The organism is Pseudomonas sp. Q1 (assembly GCF_009935975.1).
Taxonomy (GTDB): Bacteria; Pseudomonadota; Gammaproteobacteria; order Pseudomonadales; family Pseudomonadaceae; genus Aquipseudomonas; species Aquipseudomonas palleroniana.
Window position 1 is genome coordinate 15,973 of the sequence record NZ_QODI01000009.1, and the last position, 20,599, is coordinate 36,571.

A 20,599-nucleotide genomic window follows, 5' to 3' on the forward strand; every position below is an offset into this window, starting at 1 on the left:
AAGTAGCCCTCATCATCCTCCAGGCGCGGCGCAGGATCTGTTGAAACACAGGGGCAAAACAGTTGATCCGAATTTCTCACGGGGCAAGTTCGGTGCAGTTCGTTTCCGGCAGGTCGTACTCTGAGTGGCATCGCAACCGTCTCAGGTTGCCGGTCTCACAATGGGAAATGCCATGAACAGCAGAGTCGACGAAACCCCACATTTGCTCCGCCAGCGCGATCAATTCATACCTCGCGGCCTGATCACCGCGCACCCGCTGGTGATCGATCGCGCCCAGGGCGCCGAGTTGTGGGACGTGGAAGGCAAGCGCTATCTGGACTTCGTCGGCGGTATCGGCGTGTTGAACATCGGCCATAACCATCCGCAAGTGGTGGCGGCTGTGCATGCCCAGTTGCAGAAAGTCTCCCACGCCTGCTTCCAGGTGGTGGCGTACCAGCCTTATCTCGACCTGGCCCAGCGCCTGTGTGAACTGGTCGGTGGGGAGGATGATTACAAGGCGGCGTTTTTCACCTCCGGCGCCGAGGCGGTGGAGAATGCGGTGAAGATCGCTCGCGCCCATACCAATCGTTCGGCGGTCATCGCCTTTCGCGGCGGTTTCCATGGCCGTACGTTGCTGGGGACCACGCTCACCGGCATGAGCCAGCCGTACAAACAGAACTTCGGGCCATTTGCGCCGGAGGTTTTCCATACCCCTTATCCCAATGCTTATCGCGGCGTGACCAGCGCGCTGGCGCTCCAGGCGCTGGATGAGTTGCTGGCCACCCAGGTTGCCCCGGAGCGCGTGGCGGCGATCATCATCGAACCGGTGCAGGGCGATGGCGGCTTCCTCTCGGCGCCGGCCGAGTTTCTCCAGGCGTTGCGTGCGTTGGCCGACAAGCACGGCATTGTGCTGATCCTGGATGAGATCCAGACCGGTTTCGGCCGCACCGGCACCTGGTTTGGTTTCCAGCACGCCGGGATCCAGCCTGACCTGGTGACCGTGGCCAAGAGCCTGGCCGGCGGTTTGCCGTTGTCCGGCGTGGTGGGCAAGGCCCACATCATGGATGCACCGCTGCCCGGTGGCCTGGGCGGCACCTATGGTGGCAACGCCTTGGCGTGCGCGGCGGCGCTGGCGGTGATCACGGCGTTCGAACAGGAGCAATTACTGGCGCGCAGCCAAGTGCTGGGCGAGCGCCTGCGCCAGGGCCTGCTGGGCTTGCAGGCGCGCTACCCGCGGATTGGTGATGTGCGCGGCACCGGTTTCATGCTGGCGATCGAGCTGATCAAAGATGATTCGGCGCGCACCCCGGATGCCGAGCTGAATCAACGGGTGATCGATGAAGCCCGCGCCGGTGGTTTGTTGGTGATCAAATGCGGCGTGCACCGCAACGTGCTGCGCTTCCTCGCGCCGCTGGTGGCGACCGAGGCACATGTCGACGAGGCCGTGCAGATTCTCGATGCGGCCTTGGCACGGGTCTTGAACTGAGCCAGGGCCCGCCTCGGGACCTGATGGCGGCACCGTCCGTGAACCGTTATGGCGCACGGACGACCACACTGCATCATTGGAGGCTTGAACCGCATGGGACTGACCGATTACCGCGCGTTGCTGATCGATTGTGATGGTGTGCTGGTGGATCGCGACTCGGGCGTGCTGGCGGCGTTGCAGCCGCTGCTCGACAGCCGAGGTGGCAAGCCGCCGCCTCGGGAAGAGGTACTGGCCGAGTTCCACACGGTGATCACGGGCCTGTACCCACGTTTTGCCGAGCTTGGCGTCAGCGGCATGTTGTGTTTCGCCCATCGGCAACTGGCTGAGCGCTGGGGGCTGGCGGCCAATTGGGAGGAGGGGATGAGCTTTGCTCGTTCGGCAGGCAACTGGTCGCTGTTCGAAGATGCGCCCGGGGCAATGCTGTACTTGCGCAAGTTCTATCGCCTGCTGGTGCGTGGCGACCGCAATTTCGAAGACCGTGGGCTGTTGTGCGAGCGCCTGGGTATAGAAACCGACGATTTCATCTCGTTGGTCGATGCCCAGCAATGGCTTGACCAGCAAGGCCCGCAGGTCCAGCCTGTATTGCATGTGACCCGCCCTTCAGTGGGCGCCGACCTGGCGCTGGATCGCTGCCTGATCGGCCGTCAGCGGGCTCGACAGCCCGTGCCGTGCGCGGCCGACTATTGCATCAACAGCATGGCTGACTTGGTGGCTCAGCATCAGTTGTCGTTACGGCGCTGATCTTGCTAGAAGATTGTCTTACAAACGGCAGTCAAGAGGTACGCAATGGAAGGGCTCGTCAAGCTGGACCGGATCGACATCAGTATTCTGGTGGAATTGCAAAAAGACGGCCGGATGACCAACGTCAGCCTGGCCGATGCCGTTGGGTTGTCTGCAAGCCCGTGCCTGCAGAGGGTCAAGCGGTTGGAGTCAGCCGGGTATATCTCCAGCTACAAGGCGCATTTGAACCTGGCCAAGATCACGGATTCGGTCACGGTATTCACCGAAATCACCCTCAGCGACCACAAGCGTGAAGATTTCGCCAAGTTCGAATCCAACATCCGCCTGGTGGACGAAGTGCTCGAATGCCACTTGATCAGTGGCGGCTACGACTACCTGGTGCGCTTCATGACCCGCAGCATCCAGCACTATCAGGAAGTGGTGGAGGGCTTGCTGGACAAGAACATCGGCATCTCCAAGTACTTCAGCTACATCGTGATCAAGTCACCGGTGTTGAAGGACGGTGTGCCGTTGCGCAAGCTTCTGCGCCACTGACACCGTCCCGCGCAAGACATGGCCGGCGTGCTTGAAGCCGTCCATGCCCTCAAGTGCGTGTGCGCCAGTTCAGAATCAGCAGCGTCAATACCCCTGCCACAATCCCCCAGAACGCCGAGCCGATGGAAAACAAGGTAAAGCCTGACGCGGTGACCATAAAGGTGATCAGCGCCGCTTCGCGTTCCTTCGGTTCATTCATGGCGATACTCAGGCCATTGATAATCGAGCCAAACAACGCCAAGGCGGCAATCGACAGCACCAACTCCTTGGGCAAGGCCGCAAACAGCGCCGCCAATGTGGCGCCGAATACGCCTGCAATCCCATAGAACACACCGCACCAGACCGCGGCGGTATAGCGCTTGTTGCGGTCTTCATGGGCGTGGGGGCCCGTGCAGATCGCCGCGCTGATCGCCGCCAGGTTGATGCCGTGGGAGCCGAAGGGCGCCAGCACCAGCGAGGCCAGGCCGGTGGCAGTGATCAGCGGCGAGGCGGGCACGTTGTAGCCGTCGGCTCGCAACACGGCAACGCCGGGCATATTTTGTGAAGTCATCGCTACCACGAACAGCGGGATACCGATGCTGATGGTCGCCGCCAGCGAGAAGTGCGGCGTGGTCCATACCGGTGCCGCCACCTCCAGATGAAAACCGCTGAAGTCCAGCAGGCCCATCAACCCCGACAGCAGCGTGCCGATGATCAGCGCGGCCAGCACCGCATAGCGCGGTGACAGGCGCTTGATGATCAGATAAGTGAAAAACATCCCCAGTACCAGGCCGGTGCGATGCTGTGCGGCGACAAAAATCTCGCTGCCGATCTTGAACAGAATCCCGGCCAGCAATGCCGCCGCCAACGATGCGGGAATGCGTTTGACCAGCTTTTCAAAGCTGCCGGTCATCCCGCAGATCGTCACCAGCACGGCGCACGTGATGAAGGCGCCGATGGCCTCGCCGTAACTCACGCCACCCAGGCTTGTAATCAACAGCGCCGCGCCGGGTGTGGACCAGGCGATGGTGATCGGTGTGCGGTAGCGCAGCGACAGGCCAATGCTGCACACCGCCATGCCGATGGAGATCGCCCAGATCCACGAAGAAATTTGTGCGCTGGTCAGACCGGCGGCTTGTCCGGCCTGGAACATCAGCACCAGGGAGCTGGTGTAGCCGGTCATCATGGCGATAAAGCCTGCGACGACGGCGGACGCGGAAGTGTCGGCCAGCGGGCGCAAAGGCGCGTGGGTGGCGTTGGACATGTGGGGGGTGTTCCTTTTACCGGAGAAATAGCGGATTCAAGCCTAAACTCAAACGTGACAAGGCATTGCAATACAGCCGACACCGCAAACAGCCGTACAGTGTGTTGGCGTACTGGGTTGTGTACAATGTGCGTTGTTTTTAGGTGATACTTGCCAGCGACCCGTTGTTGCCGTATTACCCTGAAGCTGCCGTATCACCGTTAATTCGCCGCCGTTCTCCAAACCCGAGTGCCCATGAACGAACAGTTGCAACCTCTCAAGAAACAACCGCGTGCCGGCAAGGCCGGTCGCAGCGGAACCCAGGACGATATCGTCTACGCACATATCTTCGAGGCGATCCTCGAACAACGCCTGGCGCCCGGAACCAAATTGAGTGAAGAAGCACTGGGCGAGATCTTCGGCGTGAGCCGCACCATCATTCGCCGTGCACTTTCGCGCCTGGCCCATGAAGGCGTGGTGCTGTTGCGGCCCAATCGCGGTGCGGTGGTGGCCAGCCCGAGTGTGGAAGAGGCGCGCCAGGTATTCCTGGCCCGGCGTCTGGTGGAACGCGCGATCACCGAGTTGGCGGTGCAGCACGCCACTGCCGATCAACTGGCCGAGTTGCGTCAGATGGTCAATGACGAGCGCGACAGTTTCTCGCGTGGCGACCGTGGCGCGGGCATCCGCCTCTCCGGTGAATTCCATCTGAAGCTGGCCGAAGCGGCGAAGAATGCACCGCTGATCAGCTTCCAGCGCAGCCTGGTGTCCCAGACCTCATTGATCATCGCCCAGTACGAAAGCGGCAACCGCTCGCACTGTTCCTATGATGAGCACACCCAGCTGATCGATGCGATCGAAGCACGCGACGCGACGCTGGCGGTGAACCTGATGATGCACCACATGGATCACATCGACAGCAAGCTCAACCTCGATGAAGAGAGCGCATCGGATGACCTGCATGCGGTGTTCTCGCATCTGCTGCAGACCAAGAAGCCGGGGCGCTCGTCCATAAAGTTGTAAACCCAATCAAATGTGGGAGGGGCGAGCCCCCTCCCACACTGTTGTGGGGTGTTGGTTGAGTCAGCGTTGGTGCACCAATTGGCCAGCTGCATACGTCTGCAACACCGTGCGGTCATCCCCCAGCGTCATCAACACAAACAACGTCTCGGCAATGTGATTGGCCTGCTTCAGGCGATAGCTCAGCAGTGGCGTGGCGTTGTAGTCCAGCACCAGGAAGTCCGCATCGGTGCCCGGTTGCAAGGTGCCGATCTTGTCTTCCAGGCGCAGTGCGCGCGCGCCACCCAGGGTCGCCAGGTACAGCGATTTAAACGGGCTCAACCGCGCCCCCTGCAGCTGCATGACCTTGTAGGCCTCGTTCAAGGTTTGCAGGAGTGAGAAGCTGGTGCCGCCGCCCACGTCCGTGCCCAGGCCCACATTCAACTTGTGTTTCTCGGCCATCGGCAGGTTGAACAAGCCGCTGCCGAGGAAGAAGTTCGACGTCGGGCAGAACGCCACCGCCGAGCCGGTCTCGGCCAACCGTGCGCACTCTTCATCGCACAGATGCACGCCATGGGCGAACACCGAACGCTCACCCAGCAGCTTGTAGTGGTCGTACACGTCCAGGTAGCCGTTGCGCTCTGGGAACAGCGCCTTCACCCATTCGACTTCCTGCTTGTTCTCACTGATGTGAGTCTGCATGTACAGGTCCGGGTATTCGCCGAGCAGTTGGCCGGCCAGCGCCAATTGTTCCGGTGTGCTGGTCGGCGCGAAGCGCGGCGTGACGGCATAGTGCAGGCGGCCTTTGCCGTGCCAGCGTTCGATCAACGCCTTGCTTTCCTGGTAGCCGGATTCGGCGGTGTCGGTGAGGTAGTCCGGCGCATTGCGGTTCATCATCACTTTGCCGGCGATCATGCGCAGGTCGAGCTTTTCGGCTGCTTCAAAGAACGCATTCACTGACTGCGGGTGCACGCTGCCGAACACCAATGCGGTGGTGGTGCCGTTGCGCAGCAGTTCCTTGATGAAAATGTCGGCGACTTCCTCGGCGTGCGCCTTGTCGGCGAACTGGCTTTCGCACGGGAAGGTGTAGGTGTTGAGCCAGTCCAGCAACTGCTCGCCATAGGCGCCGACCATGCCGGTCTGCGGCAGGTGGATATGAGTGTCGATCAGGCCGGGAGTGATCAGCGCATCCTGGTAATGGGTGATGTCGATATCGGCGGGCAGGGTCGGCAGCAGGTCCCCGGCATGGCCGAGCGCGCTGATCTTGCCGTTTTCGATCACCAGCAGGCCGTCTTCGAAATACTCATAGGAGGCTTCGATCCCGACTTCAGCGGGGTCGGCGATGCTGTGCAGGAGGGCGGCACGGTAGGCTTTGCGAGTCAAAGGCATGGTCATCTCAATGCTTGGCAAAAGGAGTCGAAGCTTGGCTGCGACGGGACGCCGGCAGCAGCTTGGCAATGGGTTCGGCGCTCGCGGTGTGCTGGCCGAAATGGGCGTTATAGGTGGCGATGATTTCACCGGCGATGGAGATGGCGATCTCTGCCGGCAGCTTGCCCTTGACCTCGGTGAGGCCCATGGGGCAGCGCATGCGTTGCAGTTGTGCGGTGTCGAAGCCGCGATCACGCAGGCGGTGTTCGAACTTGACGCGTTTGGTCTTCGAACCGATCAGGCCGAAATACGCAAAGTCATTGCGCTTGAGCAGGGCGGCGGTCAGTTCCAGGTCCAGCGCATGGTTATGGGTCATGACGATGCAGTAACTACCCACCGGCAGGTCGGCAATTTCGTCCACCGGCTCTTCGCTGACGATTTTACGCACGCCCTGGGGGATGTGTTGCGGAAACTCCTGATCACGCGAATCGATCCAGCGCACCCGGCACGGCAGGCTCGCCAGCAACGGTACCAGCGCACGGCCGACATGGCCGGCGCCGAACACCGCGATCTGCGCCTGCACCTGGCCCATGGGTTCGAACAGCAGCACCGTCACGCCGCCGCAGCACTGGCCCAGGCTCGCGCCCAGGCTGAAGCGTTCCAGATGAGTGTTCTGCTGACCCCGCACGAGCATGTCGCGGGCGATCTGCATGGCCTTGTATTCCAGGTGTCCGCCGCCGATGGTGTCGAAGCTCTGCGCGGCGCTGATCACCATCTTGGAACCGGCATTGCGCGGCGTGGAGCCGAGCTCTTCGATGATGGTCACCAGCACGCAGGGTTCACCCTGGTTCTGCAGGTCGGCAAGGGCGCTGATCCAGTTGTTCATAGTCACCTCCAGTCAGATCGTTCCCACGCTCTGCGTGGGAATGCATACCGTGACGCTCGGCGTCACAAGAGCGGACGCCGAGCGTCCAGGGCGGCATTCCCACGCAGAGCGTGGGAACGATCAGGCCAGTTCAGTCTCCTGCGTCTTCGCAGTGGTCAACTGCCGCATCTGCTCACACCCCCACAACACCCGCTCCGGTGTCGCCGGCGCATCGATCTTCGGCTGATGGCGATAATCACCCAGGCTCGCCACGGCATCCTTGATCGCACACCACGAGGCAATCCCGAGCATAAATGGCGGCTCACCCACGGCCTTGGAGTGGAACACCGTGTCCTCCGGGTTCTTGCGGTTTTCCACCAGCTTCACCCGCAGGTCCAGGGGCATGTCGGCCACCGCCGGGATCTTGTAGCTCGCCGGGCTGTTGGTCATCAATTTACCCTTGTTGTTCCACACCAGCTCCTCCATGGTCAGCCAGCCCATGCCCTGGATAAAGCCGCCTTCCACCTGGCCGATGTCGATAGCCGGGTTCAACGAGGCCCCCACGTCGTGAAGGATGTCGGTGCGCAGCATCTTGTATTCGCCGGTCAGGGTGTCGACGATCACCTCACAGCAGGCCGCGCCGAATGCGAAGTAGTAGAACGGCCGGCCGCGCGCCTGGCTGCGGTCGTAGAAGATTTTCGGGGTCTTGTAGAACCCGGTGCTCGACAGCGACACCTGGGCGAAGTACGCCTGCTGGATCAGCGCCTCGAAGGTCAGGATCTGATCGCGCACCCGCACATGGCCGTTGTGGAAGGCCACATCCGCTTCGCTGACGTCGTATTTGCGCGCCGCAAATTCCACCAGGCGCTGCTTGATGGTTTCGGCCGCGTTCTGCGCGGCCTTGCCGTTCAGGTCGGCACCGCTGGAAGCCGCCGTCGGTGAGGTATTCGGCACCTTGTCGGTGTTGGTGGCGGTTATCTGCACACGGCCGATATCCACTTGGAACACTTCGGCCACCACTTGCGCGACCTTGGTGTTCAAGCCCTGGCCCATCTCGGTGCCGCCATGGTTCAAGTGGATGCTGCCGTCGGTGTAGATGTGGATCAGCGCACCGGCCTGGTTGAGAAAGCTGGCGGTGAACGAAATGCCGAATTTCACCGGCGTCAGCGCCAGGCCTTTTTTCAGGATCGGGCTGTGGGCGTTGTACAGCCGGATCGCTTCGCGGCGTTCGGCGTATTGGCTGCTGGCCTCAAGTTCGGCGGTCATTTCTTCGAGCATGTTGTGCTCGACCGTCTGGTAGTAATGGGTGACGTTGCGCTCGGTCTTGCCGTAGTAGTTGGCCTTGCGCACGGCCAGCGGGTCCAGCGCCAGGTGGCGGGCGATGGCGTCCATCACTTCCTCGATGGCGACCATGCCTTGCGGGCCGCCGAAGCCGCGATAGGCGGTGTTGGAGGCAGTGTTGGTCTTGCAGCGGTGGCCGTTGACCATGGCATCGCCCAGGTAATAGGCGTTGTCGGCGTGGAACATGGCGCGATCGACAATCGAGTTGGACAGGTCCGGCGAACAGCCGCAGTTCCCCGCCAGTTCCAGGTTGATGCCCTGCAAGCGGCCACTGTCATCAAAGCCCACGTCGTATTCGATGTAGAAGGGGTGACGCTTGCCGGTCATCAGCATGTCTTCCACACGCTGCAGGCGCATCTTGGTCGGCTGGCCGGTCAGGCGCGCGACCACCGCGCACAGGCACGCCGGGCTGGCGGCCTGGGTTTCCTTGCCACCGAAACCACCGCCCATGCGGCGCATGTCGACGACGATTTTGTTCATCGACACGTCCAACACCTCCGCCACCAGCTTTTGCACTTCGGTGGGGTTTTGCGTGGAACAGTAGACGATCATGCCGCCGTCTTCGGTGGGCATCACCGATGAGATCTGGGTTTCGAGGTAGAAGTGTTCCTGGCCGCCGATATGCAACGTGCCCTGCAGGCGGTTTTTCGCAGTGGCCAGCGCGCCTGCCGAATCACCCCGTTGATGGGTGTGGCTGTCGAGCACGAAATGCTGTTTGCGAAACGCTTCGACCACCTCCAGCACCGGCTCCAGGTCTTCGTATTCGATGATTGCCGCCATCGCCGCCTTGCGGGCGGTCTCCAGATCGCGGGCGGCGACGGCCAGGACCACCTGGCCGACGAACTGCACCGTATCGATCGCCAGCAGGGGGTCGCCGGGCATCAGCGGGCCGATGTCTTTGAGGCCCGGTACGTCTTCGTGAGTAATGACGATACGCACACCGTCAAAGGCGTAGCAGGGGGCGGTGTCGATGCTCAGAATCCTGGCGTGGGCACGGTCGGACATGCGCGCGTACAGGTGCAACTGGTGGGGGAATTCCAGGCGGTCATCGATGTACTGCGCTTCGCCGCTGACGTGTTTGGCGGCGCTGTCATGCTTGACGCTGCGGCCAACCCCGGAGGTGAGGTCCTGGGCAAACAGCTCGGCGAGTTCGGCCTGGGTTTTAACGACGGCGTGATGGTTAGACATAAGCGGTCACCCGAGTCTCGATGTGCGGCGTTTGCAGTTCGATGAAGTATTTGCGCAGCAGGTTCTGGGCGCTGAGCAGGCGGTATTCCTTGCTGGCGCGGAAGTCCGAGAGCGGGGTGAAATCCTCGGCCAGGGCGGCACAGGCTTTTTCCACGGTGGCGGCATTCCAGGTGGCGCCGACCAACACCGCTTCGCAGCTTTTCGCCCGCTTGGGCGTGGCGGCCATGCCGCCGAACGCGATGCGGGCCTGGCTGATCACACCGTTGTCGAGCTTGAGATTGAAGGCGGCGCAGACGGCGGAAATGTCATCGTCCAGGCGCTTGGACACCTTATAGGCACGAAACAGAGTGTGGCCCTTGGGCACGATGATTTTCTCGATGAATTCGCTGTCCTGGCGGGCAGTGACGCGGTAGTCGATGAAGTAATCTTCCAAGGCCAGGGTGCGGCGGGTTTCACCCTTGCACAACACGATCTGCGCGCCCAGTGCGATCAGCAGCGGGGGTGAATCGCCGATTGGCGAGGCATTGCCGATATTGCCGCCCAGGGTGCCCTGGTTGCGGATCTGCAGGGACGCGAAGCGGTGCAGCAACTCACCGAAGTCCGGGTACTCATGGTGCAGCGCGCTATAACAATCGGACAACGCGGTGGCCGCGCCGATTTCCAGGCGGTCGTCGAACGACTCGATACGCTTCATCTCTTCAATGTTGCCGACATAAATCATCACCGGCAGGGTGCGGTGGAACTGGGTGACTTCCAGTGCCAGGTCGGTGCCGCCGGCCAGCAGGCGGGCTTGCGGATACGCGTCGTAGAGGTCGGCCAGGTCAGCCACGGTCAGCGGTACCAGGCAGCGCTTGTCGCCGCTGTTGAGTTCAGCGGTTTGCGTTGGCGCGATGGCTTTGAGGCGGGCGATGGTCTCGGCTTCGCGGCTGTCGAACTGATCCGCAGGTTTGTTGCAGCACGCCTGCTCGGCGGCCGCCAGGATCGGGCGGTAGCCGGTGCACCGGCACAGGTTGCCGGCCAGGGCTTCATGGGCTTTCTGGCTGTCGGGCGCATCGCTGTTCTTTTGCAACGCGAACAACGACATCACAAAACCTGGGGTGCAAAAGCCGCATTGCGAGCCATGGCACTCGACCATGGCCTGTTGCACGCTGTGCAGTTGGCCTTGGTGCTTGAGGTCTTCTACGCTGATCAGTTGCTTGCAGTGCAGTGACGAAACAAAGGTCAGGCATGAGTTGAGGCTGCGATAACGGATCTGCTCGGCACCTTGAGCATCGGTATGCAGTTCGCCGACCACCACGGTGCAGGCACCGCAGTCGCCACTGGCGCAGCCTTCCTTGGTACCGGATTTGCCCAGATGCTCACGCAAATAGTTGAGCACGGTCAGGTTGGGGTCCAGGGCGTGCTCGCTACGGAGTTCCTGGTTGAGTAAAAACTGGATCACGGAAGGCCTCGCAGACTCATTATTGTTGTTAACCGCTTTGCGCCGAATCTAGTCATGTCTGACTTTTCGGTCAATGATTTTCTGACCAGAAGGTCAAGAAACTTCGGTCACAACACTTTCAATTATGGTCCAATCTTCTGGGACCGGTGTTTTTCGGGGCTTGTGGGCTTTGAGGCTTGCGTGTTTCATGCCAAATTCGCCTTGGTGGACATAGCGCCATCAATGGGCCAATGCGCTACACTGCCGCGCTTGTATTGACAGAAGATTCTGAAGGGAAAACATGACGTTCAAGGCGCCGGACAGTCTCGCCGAGCAAATTGCTCACCACCTCGCCGAACGTATCATTCGCGGCGATCTCAAGCCTGGGGAGCGAATCCAGGAACAGAAAGTCACGCTGGCGCTCAATGTCAGCCGTGGTTCCGTGCGCGAAGCCTTGCTGATCCTCGAACGCCGTCATCTCATCGCGATCCTGCCGCGCCGTGGCGCACACGTCACCGAACTCACCGCGCACAAGGTGCAGAGCCTGTGCACGCTGATGGGCGAAATGTACATCCTGCTCGGCAATGCGGTCGCCGAAGGCTGGCAGACCCAGGCCGACATGGCGCCATTCCTGCAAATCCAGCAACGCCTGGAGGGCAGTTATGCGCGGGGGGACATCCGCGCCTTCGTCGAAGAAAGCTTTAATGTGATGCGTGCCGCGTACCCGTTTGCGAACAACCCGTACCTGCAGGAAACCGTCGAAAACCTGCAACCGGCGATGAACCGTGCGTATTACCTGGCCCTGGATCAGCGCAAGGCGTCCATGAGTGAATACCTGGTGCTGTTCGAGCAATTGCTCGCCGCAGTGCTGGCGCGTGATCTGGTACAGATTCGCCTGGTGTTGTCGGCCTACTGCCAGCGCAGCAGCTCGCTGGTGATCGCTGCGTTGGCGGACGCCTAAGCGTGCGGCTCAAGTGCATCAAGTTGGCGGGGTTCAAATCCTTCGTCGACCCGACCACGGTGAACTTCCCCAGTAATATGGCGGCGGTGGTCGGGCCCAATGGTTGCGGCAAGTCGAACATCATCGACGCCGTCCGTTGGGTGATGGGCGAGAGCTCCGCGAAGAACTTGCGCGGCGAGTCGATGACCGACGTCATCTTCAATGGCTCCACCAGCCGCAAGCCGGTGAGCCAGGCCAGTATCGAGCTGGTGTTCGACAACTCCGACGGCACCCTGATCGGCGAGTATGCGGCCTATGCGGAAATCTCCATCCGCCGCAAAGTGACCCGCGACAGCCAGAACAGTTACTTCCTCAACGGCACCAAATGCCGGCGCCGCGACATTACCGATATCTTCCTCGGCACGGGCCTGGGCCCGCGCAGCTACTCGATCATCGAACAGGGCATGATCTCCAAGCTGATCGAAGCCAAGCCTGAAGACTTGCGTAACTTTATCGAGGAAGCTGCCGGCATCTCCAAGTACAAGGAGCGCCGCCGCGAGACCGAAAACCGTATCCGCCGCACCCATGAAAACCTCGCCCGCCTGACCGACCTGCGCGAAGAGCTGGAGCGCCAGTTGGAGCGCCTGCACCGCCAGGCCCAGGCCGCCGAGAAGTATCAGGAATACAAGGGCGAGGAGCGCCAGCTCAAGGCGCAACTCTCGGCCCTGCGTTGGCAGGCGTTGAATGACCAGGTCGGCCAGCGCGAAGCGATCATCGGCACCCAGGAGATCAGCTTCGAAGCCCTGGTGGCCGAACAGCGTAACGCCGACGCCAGCATCGAACGCCTGCGTGACGGGCACCATGATCTTTCCGAGCGCTTCAATCTGGTGCAAGGCCGGTTTTATTCGGTGGGCGGTGATATCGCCCGCGTCGAGCAGAGCATCCAGCATGGCCAGCAGCGTCTGCGCCAATTGCAGGACGACCTGAAGGAAGCCGAACGGGCGCGCCTGGAGACCGAATCGCACCTGGGACATGACCGTACCTTGCTGCTGACCCTCGGCGAAGAGCTGGACATGCTCACCCCCGAGCAGGAAATCACCAGCGCCGCCGCCGAAGAAGCTGCCGCGGCCCTGGAAGAGTCCGAAACCACCATGCATGGCTGGCAGGAACAGTGGGATGCGTTCAACCTGAAGTCCGCCGAGCCGCGCCGCCAGGCCGAGGTCCAGCAGTCACGCATCCAGCAACTGGAAGCCAGTATGGAGCGCCTTGCCGAGCGCCAGCGCCGGATGCAGGAAGAGCGCGCCTTGCTCGCCGCCGACCCGGAAGACGCGGCGATCATGGAGCTCAGCGAGCAACTGGCTGAAAGCGAAATGACCCTGGAAGAGCTGGAGGCCAGCGAAGAACAACAGGTGGAGCGCCTGGAGCAACTGCGCCAGCAACTGCAACAGGCAACCCAGGCCCAGCAGCAGGCACAGGGCGATCTACAGCGGCTCAACGGTCGCCTGGCATCCCTTGAAGCGCTGCAGCAAGCCGCGCTGGATCCGGGCACCGGTACTGCCGAGTGGCTGCGCGAGCAACATCTGGCCGAGCGCCCGCGCCTGGCTGAAGGCTTGAAGGTTGAAGCCGGTTGGGAGCTGGCGGTGGAAACCGTGCTCGGCGCCGACCTGCAAGCCGTACTGGTCGATGATTTCGGCGGCTTCGACCTGGCCGGTTTCGCCCAGGGCGATCTGCGTTTGCTCAGCCCGGCAGCCGATGGCGTGCGTGTGCCGGGCAGTTTGCTGGACAAGGTCGAGGCGGCGATTGATCTGGCGCCCTGGCTGGGCCAGGTCAAACCGGTGGACTCCCTGGAGCAGGCCCTTGCCTTGCGTGGTCAGTTGGCGGCCGGCGAAAGCCTGATCAGTCGCGACGGTTACTGGGTCGGTCGCCACTTCCTGCGCGTGCGCCGCGCCAGTGAAGCGCAGAGCGGCGTTCTGGCCCGTGGTCAGGAGATCGTCAACCTGATCGCCGAGCGTGAAGAGCGCGAAGCCACCCTGGAAAGCCTGGAAACCGAATTGCAAACCCTGCGCGCCACCCAGCGCCAACAGGAGACCGGCCGCGAACATTTACGCCGCCTGTTGCAGGATGAAGCGCGCCAGCAAGGCGAGTTGAAAGCCCAGCTCTCGGCGAGCAAAGCCAAGGCGGAACAGCTGACCCTGCGCCGCACCCGCCTTGACGAAGAAGTGGCCGAGATCGGCGAGCAGCGTGCCCTGGAGCACGAGCAGATCGGCGAAGCGCGCCTGCAATTGCAGGAGGCGCTCGACAGCATGGCACTCGACACCGAGCAGCGCGAACTGCTGCTGGCCCAGCGCGACAGCCTGCGCGAACGCCTCGACCGCGTGCGCCAGGAAGCGCGGCAGCACAAGGACCACGCGCACCAATTGGCGGTTCGCCTCGGCTCCTTGCGTACCCAGCACGATGCCACGCGCCAGGCCCTTGAGCGCCTGGAGATGCAGTCCGAACGGCTGACCGAGAAACGCGAGCAACTGAGCCTCAACCTGGAGGAGGGCGAAGCCCCGCTGGAAGAGTTGCGGCTCAAGCTCGAAGAGTTGCTCGACAAGCGCATGAGCGTCGACGAAGAACTCAAGACCGCCCAGATCGCCCTGGAGGACGCCGACCGCGAGCTGCGCGATGCGGAAAAACGTCGGACCCAGGCCGAGCAGCAATCCCAGCTGATCCGCAGCCAGCTCGAACAGCAGCGCATGGAATGGCAAGCCCTGACCGTGCGCCGCAAGGCTCTGCAAGATCAACTATTGGAAGATGGCTACGACCTGCACGGCGTGCTCAGCACCCTGGACGCCCAGGCCAACGAAAAAGACGCCGAAGAAGAACTCGAGCGCATTGCCGCACGTATTCAAAGGCTCGGTGCGATCAACCTCGCGGCCATCGATGAGTATCAGCAGCAGTCCGAGCGTAAACGTTATCTGGATGCCCAGGATGCCGATCTGGTCGAGGCCCTGGACACGCTGGAAAACGTGATCCGCAAGATCGACAAGGAAACCCGCAACCGCTTCAAAGATACCTTTGATCAGATTAATGGCGGTTTACAGGCCTTATTCCCGAAAGTTTTCGGTGGTGGCAGCGCTTACTTGGAACTGACGGGCGAAGATCTACTCGATACAGGGGTGACGATCATGGCGCGGCCTCCGGGCAAGAAGAACAGCACCATCCATTTGTTGTCCGGTGGCGAAAAGGCCCTGACGGCATTGGCCCTGGTGTTTGCCATCTTCAAGTTGAATCCGGCGCCGTTCTGCATGCTCGATGAGGTTGATGCCCCGCTGGATGACGCTAACGTGGGACGTTACGCCCGACTGGTTAAAGAGATGTCGCAGACGGTGCAGTTCATCTATATCACCCACAACAAGATCGCCATGGAAATGGCGGATCAATTGATGGGGGTGACGATGCACGAACCCGGGTGTTCTCGCTTGGTGGCCGTGGATGTGGAAGAAGCAATGGCGATGGTGGAATCTTAAACCTCGTCATGAGGGATAATTCTTAGCGCTGCGTAGGATGATTTACCGGTCTGGCGAAAGTGGCAAATGGACATATTTGTTCAAGGCATTTTGACAGACGGTGTAAAGTTATCTTTGGTCGTGCTAGTTTAATGTCAATTTTTCGTATGCGTGGGCAAAACGTCAGTCAGAACATAGAGTTGGCGCCACGTTTTAAAGCGGTTTGCACGTTGCTAAGCCCCTTATTTTTCAGCATTTTTTATTAGAGGCACGGGATTACATGGAAATCGGTCTGCGCGAGTGGCTGATCGTCATCGGCATTATTGTCATTGCCGGTATTCTTTTTGATGGCTGGCGCCGCATGCGCGGTGGCAAGGGCAAGCTCAAGTTCCGTCTGGACCGCAATCTGTCCAATTTGCCTGACGACGACGGCAACGCCGAGCTGCTGGGGCCGCCCCGTGTGCTGGATACCCATAAAGAGCCGCAGCTGGACGAGCACGACCTGCCGTCGATGAGTGCGCCGGTGCGTGAAGCCCGCGAGCCATCTTCCAAGCGCGGCAAGCGCAACGCCGCCGCGGTCGCCGAGCCGCATCAGGGCGACCTGAACCTCGATGTCGACGACGGCCCGAGCTTCAGCAGCCGTGACGGCGATTTCCCGGACGAGACTGCGACCAAAAGCAGTGCTCCACGCCAGTCGGTCAACGATCAGCCGGCCGCTGAGGAAGTCTTGGTGATCAGCGTGATCTGCCGTGACGCTGCCGGCTTCAAAGGCCCGGCGCTGTTGCAGAACATCCTGGAAAGCGGCCTGCGTTTTGGCGAGATGGATATTTTCCATCGTCACGAAAGCATGGCCGGTAATGGCGAAGTACTGTTTTCCATGGCCAACGCGGTCAAGCCAGGCACCTTTGATCTGGACGACATCGATCTGTTCAGCACTCCGGCGGTGAGTTTCTTCCTCGGTTTGCCAGGCCCTCGTCATCCGAAACAAGCGTTCGACGTGATGGTGGCTGCGGCGCGCAAGCTGTCCCAGGAACTCAACGGCGAGCTCAAGGATGACCAGCGCAGCGTCCTGACGGCCCAGACCATCGAGCACTACCGTCAGCGCATCGTCGAGTTCGAGCGTCGCGCCCTGACACAGAAGCGCTGAGGTCCGATCTTAAGCGTTGCCTGTAGAATCCGTGCACTAACATATTGAGCAGCTTCGGCTGCTCTTTTGCTTTATGAGAGAACACCCATGACCGCCGCCCATACCCGTATCCTCGAATTGCGCGCTGAACTGGATCAGCACAACTACCGCTACCACGTCCTCGACGAGCCGAGCATTCCGGACGCCGAGTACGACCGCTTGTTCCATGAGCTCAAGGCCCTGGAGGCCGAGCATCCGGAACTGGTGACGCGTGATTCACCGACGCAGCGGGTCGGCAGTGCGGCGTTGTCGGCGTTCACCCAGGTCAGGCATGAGATCCCGATGCTCAGCCTGGGCAACGCGTTCGATGAATCCACCATGCTTGAATTCGATCGCCGGGTCACCGAGGGCCTCGATCTGCCGGTGGGCGATCTGTTTGGGGGCGGCGCGGCGGTGGAGTACAGCTGTGAACCGAAACTGGATGGCCTGGCGGTCAGCCTGCTTTATCAAGACGGCGAATTGGTGCGCGGCGCAACCCGTGGCGATGGCACCACTGGTGAAGATATCAGCGTCAACGTGCGCACCGTGCGCAATATCCCGCTGAAGCTGCACGGCAGCGGCTGGCCGGCGACCCTGGAAGTGCGCGGCGAAGTGTTCATGTCCAAGGCCGGTTTCGAGCGTCTCAACGCATCGCAACTGGAAGTGGGCGGCAAGACCTTCGCCAACCCGCGCAACGCCGCCGCCGGCAGCCTGCGCCAGCTGGACTCGAAGATCACCGCCAGCCGTCCGCTGGAGTTCTGCTGCTACGGCGTGACCACCGATATCAGCGACACCCATATCGGCAACCTGCAGCAGTTGCAGAAGTGGGGCATGCCGATCAGCCGCGAGTTGAAGCTAGCCAAGGGCATTCAGGATTGCCTGGATTACTACCGCGATATTGGCGAGCGGCGTAACAGCCTGCCCTATGAAATCGACGGTGTGGTGTTCAAGGTCAACAGCATTGCCTCCCAGCGTGAGCTGGGCTTCCGCGCCCGCGAACCGCGCTGGGCCATCGCTCATAAATTCCCGGCCATGGAAGAGTTGACCGAGCTGCTCGACGTGGAATTCCAGGTCGGTCGCACCGGTGCGGTGACACCGGTGGCGCGCCTGAAACCGGTGAAGGTGGCCGGTGTGACCGTGTCCAATGCGACCTTGCACAATATGGATGAGGTGGCGCGGCTGGGCCTGATGATCGGCGATACGGTGATTATCCGTCGTGCCGGGGATGTGATCCCGCAGGTGGTTTCGGTGGTACTTGAGCGCCGCCCGGAAAACGCCCGCGCCGTGCAGGTGCCCGAGAGCTGCCCGGTGTGTGGCTCCCATGTGGAACGCACGCAACTGGTCAAACGCAGCAAAGGCAAGGAGACCGTCAGCGAAGGCGCGGTGTACCGCTGCGTCGGCCGCCTGGCCTGTGGGGCGCAGCTCAAGCAGGCGATCATTCATTTTGTTTCGCGGCGTGCCATGGATATCGATGGCCTGGGCGACAAGACCATCGAGCAACTGGTGGATGAAAAACTCATCGGCTCGCCCGCCGACCTCTACAAACTCAAGTACGAGCAGATCATCGACCTGGAAGGCTTTGCCGACATCTCCAGCAAGAAGCTGATCACGGCCATTGAAAACAGCAAGACGCCGACCTTGGCGCGCTTCATCTACGCCCTGGGCATTCCCGACGTGGGCGAGGAGACCGCCAAGGTACTGGCGCGCTCCCTGGCGTCCCTGGAGCGGGTGCAGAAAGCCTTGCCGGAGGTGTTGACGTACCTGCCGGATGTCGGCCTGGAGGTGGCGCATGAAATCCATAGTTTCTTTGAAGACAGCCACAACCAGGACGTGATCGGCGCGCTGCTGTCACCCCAGGAGTGCGGCCTGCAATTGCAGGATCAGGGCGAGCTGAGCGCTGAATTCGCGGCCAGCACGACCTTGGGCGGTCTGCTCGACAAACTTCACGTGCCGAGCGTCGGCCCGGGGGCGGCGCAGAAACTGGCGGACAAATTCGGCACCCTTGAGGGCGTGATCAAGGCCGACTGGCTGGATATGCGCCAGGCACTGCCCGAGAAGCAAGCCAAGGCGGTGCGTGATTTCTTCGATAACGCAGGCAACGCCACGCATGCCCTGGCCATTGAGCAGCAGCTCAAGGACTTCGGCATGCACTGGCAGAGCGAGAAGAAGGTCATCGAAGGCTTGCCGGAAGCCGGCCATACCTGGGTGCTGACGGGCTCCCTGGAGCTGATGAGCCGCGATGTGGCCAAGGACAAGCTCGAAAGCCTTGGCGCCAAGGTTGCAGGGTCCGTTTCGGCGAAAACCCACTGCGTGGTCGCGGGGCCAGGCGCCGGTTCGAAATTGGCCAAAGCCAGTGAGTTGGGCTTGAAAGTGCTGGATGAGGCAGCCTTCGTTGCCTTCCTGGCCAAGCACAACATCTCAGTCTGAAAACGTGGCTTGTAGTGAGCGGGCTTGCCCCGCGCTGGGCGGCGCAGCCGCCCTAAACCTAGGCACCTCGGTCTTTCTGCAACACCGCGGCGTCCCTGTTGGGGCGGCTGCGCCACCCAGCGCGGGGCAAGCCCGCTCACTACAGGCGACAGTGTAGGAAAGTGGAACGATCTCAACCCGCAAATGATCTAGTCTCAGTCACCCAGGGAGAGATCGCCATGTTCCGCTACTTCGAGCAACTCAGTTCACGCATTGCGGCGCCCTTCGTGGCCAATACGTCTCGCGATAGCAAGGTGTGGCAGTGCCGTTGCGGTCAGTCATTGTTCTTTCGCAACAGCCAATGCCTGGCCTGCCAGGCGCTGCTGGGTTATGAACCCCGGCAAAGTCGCCTAGCTTCGCTGCAACCCGGCCCCGTGGAGGGCACGTGGCTACAGGATGGCCATCCCGACGCCGGCGCCTTCCGCCGCTGTGCCAACCTCGATACCCCCGCCGCCTGCAACTGGTTGATCACGGCCCACAGCACCGCGCCGCTGTGCGTGGCTTGCAGCCTGAACCGCACCATCCCCGATCTTTCGGTTGCGGAAAACCCCGAGCGCTGGCGCAAAGTGGAAACCGCCAAGCGGCGCCTGGTGGCGCAATTGATCAGCCTGGGCCTGCAAGTCGTGCCCAAAAGCGTCGATGAAGACACCGGCCTGGCCTTCGATTTCATCGGCATCGACCTCGAAGGCAACGCGCCCATGACCGGCCACGCCAACGGCTTGATCACCCTCGACATCAAGGAGGCCGACGATGCCCACCGCGAACAAGTCCGGGTACAGATGCGCGAGCCTTATCGCACCCTGCTGGGCCATTTTCGCCATGAAGTCGGCCATTACTACTGGGAGCGCCTGATTGCCAATTCCCATTGGTTGCCAGCCTTCCGCCAACTGTTCGGCGACGAACGCGCCAGTTATGCCGAAGCCCTCGACCAGCACTACCAGAATGGGCCGCGCCCGGACTGGCAGCTCACCTGTGTCAGCGCCTACGCCACCATGCACCCCTGGGAAGATTGGGCGGAAACCTGGGCGCACTATCTGCACATGATGGACGCTGTCGACACCGCCCTCGGCTTCGGCATGCGCGCGCGTGAGATGGAACTGGATTACCAGCCATTCCCGCTCACCACCCTCTACGACCCCGAACACCCTGGCGGACCGGCGTTCCTGGCGTTCGTCAACGCCTGGATCGAACTGGCCGGCATGCTCAACGAGCTGTCGCGCAGCATGGGCCAGCCGGATTTCTATCCCTTTGTGTTGCCGCCGGCGGTGATCGCCAAGCTGCACTTTATCCATCTGGTGATTCAGGAGGAGGGCGGCCGGGCGGATGAGGTGTTGCAGGCACAATGATCAGCCAATCGGGGAGGAGGCTGGTGGCTAGGGCAAGTACTTGAAGCCCTT

At 61.5% G+C, this 20,599-nt stretch carries 14 protein-coding genes; 9 read left to right on the top strand and 5 right to left on the bottom strand.

The window, feature by feature from the left end; all coding sequences use genetic code 11:
* The first annotated feature begins 172 nt into the window (after positions 1-172).
* From gabT to DK870_RS15405, 3 genes are all read left to right on the top strand, one after another.
* A complete protein-coding gene (gene gabT / locus DK870_RS15395; protein ID WP_161549059.1) occupies positions 173-1,465 on the top strand; it encodes a 4-aminobutyrate--2-oxoglutarate transaminase in 1,293 nt (430 codons plus the stop codon).
* Positions 1,466-1,558: 93 nt separating this feature from the next.
* Positions 1,559-2,206 carry a 2-haloalkanoic acid dehalogenase gene (locus DK870_RS15400; protein WP_161549060.1) on the top strand — a complete coding sequence of 216 codons (648 nt, stop codon included), beginning with the start codon at positions 1,559-1,561 and terminating at the stop codon, positions 2,204-2,206.
* A 45-nt stretch (positions 2,207-2,251) separates the two neighbouring features.
* Entirely contained in the window at positions 2,252-2,740 is a 489-nt protein-coding gene (locus DK870_RS15405; RefSeq protein ID WP_003230384.1) for an Lrp/AsnC family transcriptional regulator, read from the top strand.
* Between the two features lie 49 nt (positions 2,741-2,789).
* Here DK870_RS15405 and DK870_RS15410 read toward each other — a convergent pair whose 3' ends face one another.
* Positions 2,790-3,983, bottom strand: a complete 1,194-nt coding sequence (locus DK870_RS15410) for a benzoate/H(+) symporter BenE family transporter (protein WP_161549061.1) — start codon at positions 3,981-3,983, stop codon at positions 2,790-2,792.
* Between the two features lie 234 nt (positions 3,984-4,217).
* On the opposite strand from DK870_RS15410, the gene DK870_RS15415 reads away from it, so the two are divergent.
* Positions 4,218-4,982 (top strand): GntR family transcriptional regulator, encoded by a 765-nt coding sequence (locus tag DK870_RS15415; protein ID WP_060756181.1) that lies wholly within the window; start codon positions 4,218-4,220, stop codon positions 4,980-4,982.
* 60 nt (positions 4,983-5,042) lie between these two features.
* On the opposite strand, the gene guaD is transcribed toward DK870_RS15415, so the two are convergent.
* From guaD to xdhA, 4 genes are all read right to left on the bottom strand, one after another.
* Positions 5,043-6,347 carry a guanine deaminase gene (gene guaD / locus DK870_RS15420; RefSeq protein WP_161549062.1) on the bottom strand — a complete coding sequence of 435 codons (1,305 nt, stop codon included), beginning with the start codon at positions 6,345-6,347 and terminating at the stop codon, positions 5,043-5,045.
* 7 nt (positions 6,348-6,354) lie between these two features.
* Positions 6,355-7,212 (bottom strand): xanthine dehydrogenase accessory protein XdhC, encoded by an 858-nt coding sequence (xdhC, locus tag DK870_RS15425; protein WP_104994496.1) that lies wholly within the window; start codon positions 7,210-7,212, stop codon positions 6,355-6,357.
* Positions 7,213-7,332: 120 nt separating this feature from the next.
* On the bottom strand, positions 7,333-9,720 hold the full coding sequence (gene xdhB / locus DK870_RS15430) for a xanthine dehydrogenase molybdopterin binding subunit (RefSeq protein WP_161549063.1): 2,388 nt from the start codon (positions 9,718-9,720) through the stop codon (positions 7,333-7,335).
* On the bottom strand, positions 9,713-11,161 hold the full coding sequence (gene xdhA, locus DK870_RS15435; protein ID WP_161549064.1) for a xanthine dehydrogenase small subunit: 1,449 nt from the start codon (positions 11,159-11,161) through the stop codon (positions 9,713-9,715). Before xdhA ends, xdhB begins: the two co-directional genes overlap by 8 nt.
* 280 nt (positions 11,162-11,441) lie before the next feature.
* Here xdhA and DK870_RS15440 point away from each other — a divergent pair, with 280 nt between their 5' ends.
* The 5 genes from DK870_RS15440 to DK870_RS15460 all read left to right on the top strand — a co-directional run bounded on the left by DK870_RS15440 (position 11,442) and on the right by DK870_RS15460 (position 20,548).
* Positions 11,442-12,101: a GntR family transcriptional regulator gene (locus DK870_RS15440; protein ID WP_161549065.1), complete on the top strand. Its 660-nt coding sequence runs from the start codon at positions 11,442-11,444 to the stop codon at positions 12,099-12,101.
* A gap of 2 nt (positions 12,102-12,103) precedes the next feature.
* Entirely contained in the window at positions 12,104-15,592 is a 3,489-nt protein-coding gene (smc, locus tag DK870_RS15445) for a chromosome segregation protein SMC (RefSeq protein ID WP_161549066.1), read from the top strand.
* A 259-nt stretch (positions 15,593-15,851) separates the two neighbouring features.
* Positions 15,852-16,718, top strand: a complete 867-nt coding sequence (zipA, locus tag DK870_RS15450; protein WP_090369351.1) for a cell division protein ZipA — start codon at positions 15,852-15,854, stop codon at positions 16,716-16,718.
* Between the two features lie 87 nt (positions 16,719-16,805).
* Positions 16,806-19,163 carry an NAD-dependent DNA ligase LigA gene (gene ligA / locus DK870_RS15455; RefSeq protein ID WP_161549067.1) on the top strand — a complete coding sequence of 786 codons (2,358 nt, stop codon included), beginning with the start codon at positions 16,806-16,808 and terminating at the stop codon, positions 19,161-19,163.
* A 218-nt stretch (positions 19,164-19,381) separates the two neighbouring features.
* On the top strand, positions 19,382-20,548 hold the full coding sequence (locus DK870_RS15460; protein WP_161549068.1) for a putative zinc-binding metallopeptidase: 1,167 nt from the start codon (positions 19,382-19,384) through the stop codon (positions 20,546-20,548).
* The last annotated feature ends 51 nt before the right edge of the window (positions 20,549-20,599 follow it).

Excerpts from the sequence above, each read along its gene's own strand:
- DK870_RS15415 (WP_060756181.1), top strand. The coding sequence starts at position 4,218 with ATGAACGAACAGTTGCAACCTCTCAAGAAACAACCGCGTGCCGGCAAG.
- guaD (WP_161549062.1), bottom strand. The coding sequence starts at position 6,347 with ATGCCTTTGACTCGCAAAGCCTACCGTGCCGCCCTCCTGCACAGCATC.
- DK870_RS15460 (WP_161549068.1), top strand. The coding sequence starts at position 19,382 with ATGTTCCGCTACTTCGAGCAACTCAGTTCACGCATTGCGGCGCCCTTC.
- DK870_RS15440 (WP_161549065.1), top strand. The coding sequence starts at position 11,442 with ATGACGTTCAAGGCGCCGGACAGTCTCGCCGAGCAAATTGCTCACCAC.
- DK870_RS15405 (WP_003230384.1), top strand. The coding sequence starts at position 2,252 with ATGGAAGGGCTCGTCAAGCTGGACCGGATCGACATCAGTATTCTGGTG.
- DK870_RS15400 (WP_161549060.1), top strand. The coding sequence starts at position 1,559 with ATGGGACTGACCGATTACCGCGCGTTGCTGATCGATTGTGATGGTGTG.
- zipA (WP_090369351.1), top strand. The coding sequence starts at position 15,852 with ATGGAAATCGGTCTGCGCGAGTGGCTGATCGTCATCGGCATTATTGTC.
- xdhC (WP_104994496.1), bottom strand. The coding sequence starts at position 7,212 with ATGAACAACTGGATCAGCGCCCTTGCCGACCTGCAGAACCAGGGTGAA.
- xdhB (WP_161549063.1), bottom strand. The coding sequence starts at position 9,720 with ATGTCTAACCATCACGCCGTCGTTAAAACCCAGGCCGAACTCGCCGAG.
- gabT (WP_161549059.1), top strand. The coding sequence starts at position 173 with ATGAACAGCAGAGTCGACGAAACCCCACATTTGCTCCGCCAGCGCGAT.
- ligA (WP_161549067.1), top strand. The coding sequence starts at position 16,806 with ATGACCGCCGCCCATACCCGTATCCTCGAATTGCGCGCTGAACTGGAT.
- DK870_RS15410 (WP_161549061.1), bottom strand. The coding sequence starts at position 3,983 with ATGTCCAACGCCACCCACGCGCCTTTGCGCCCGCTGGCCGACACTTCC.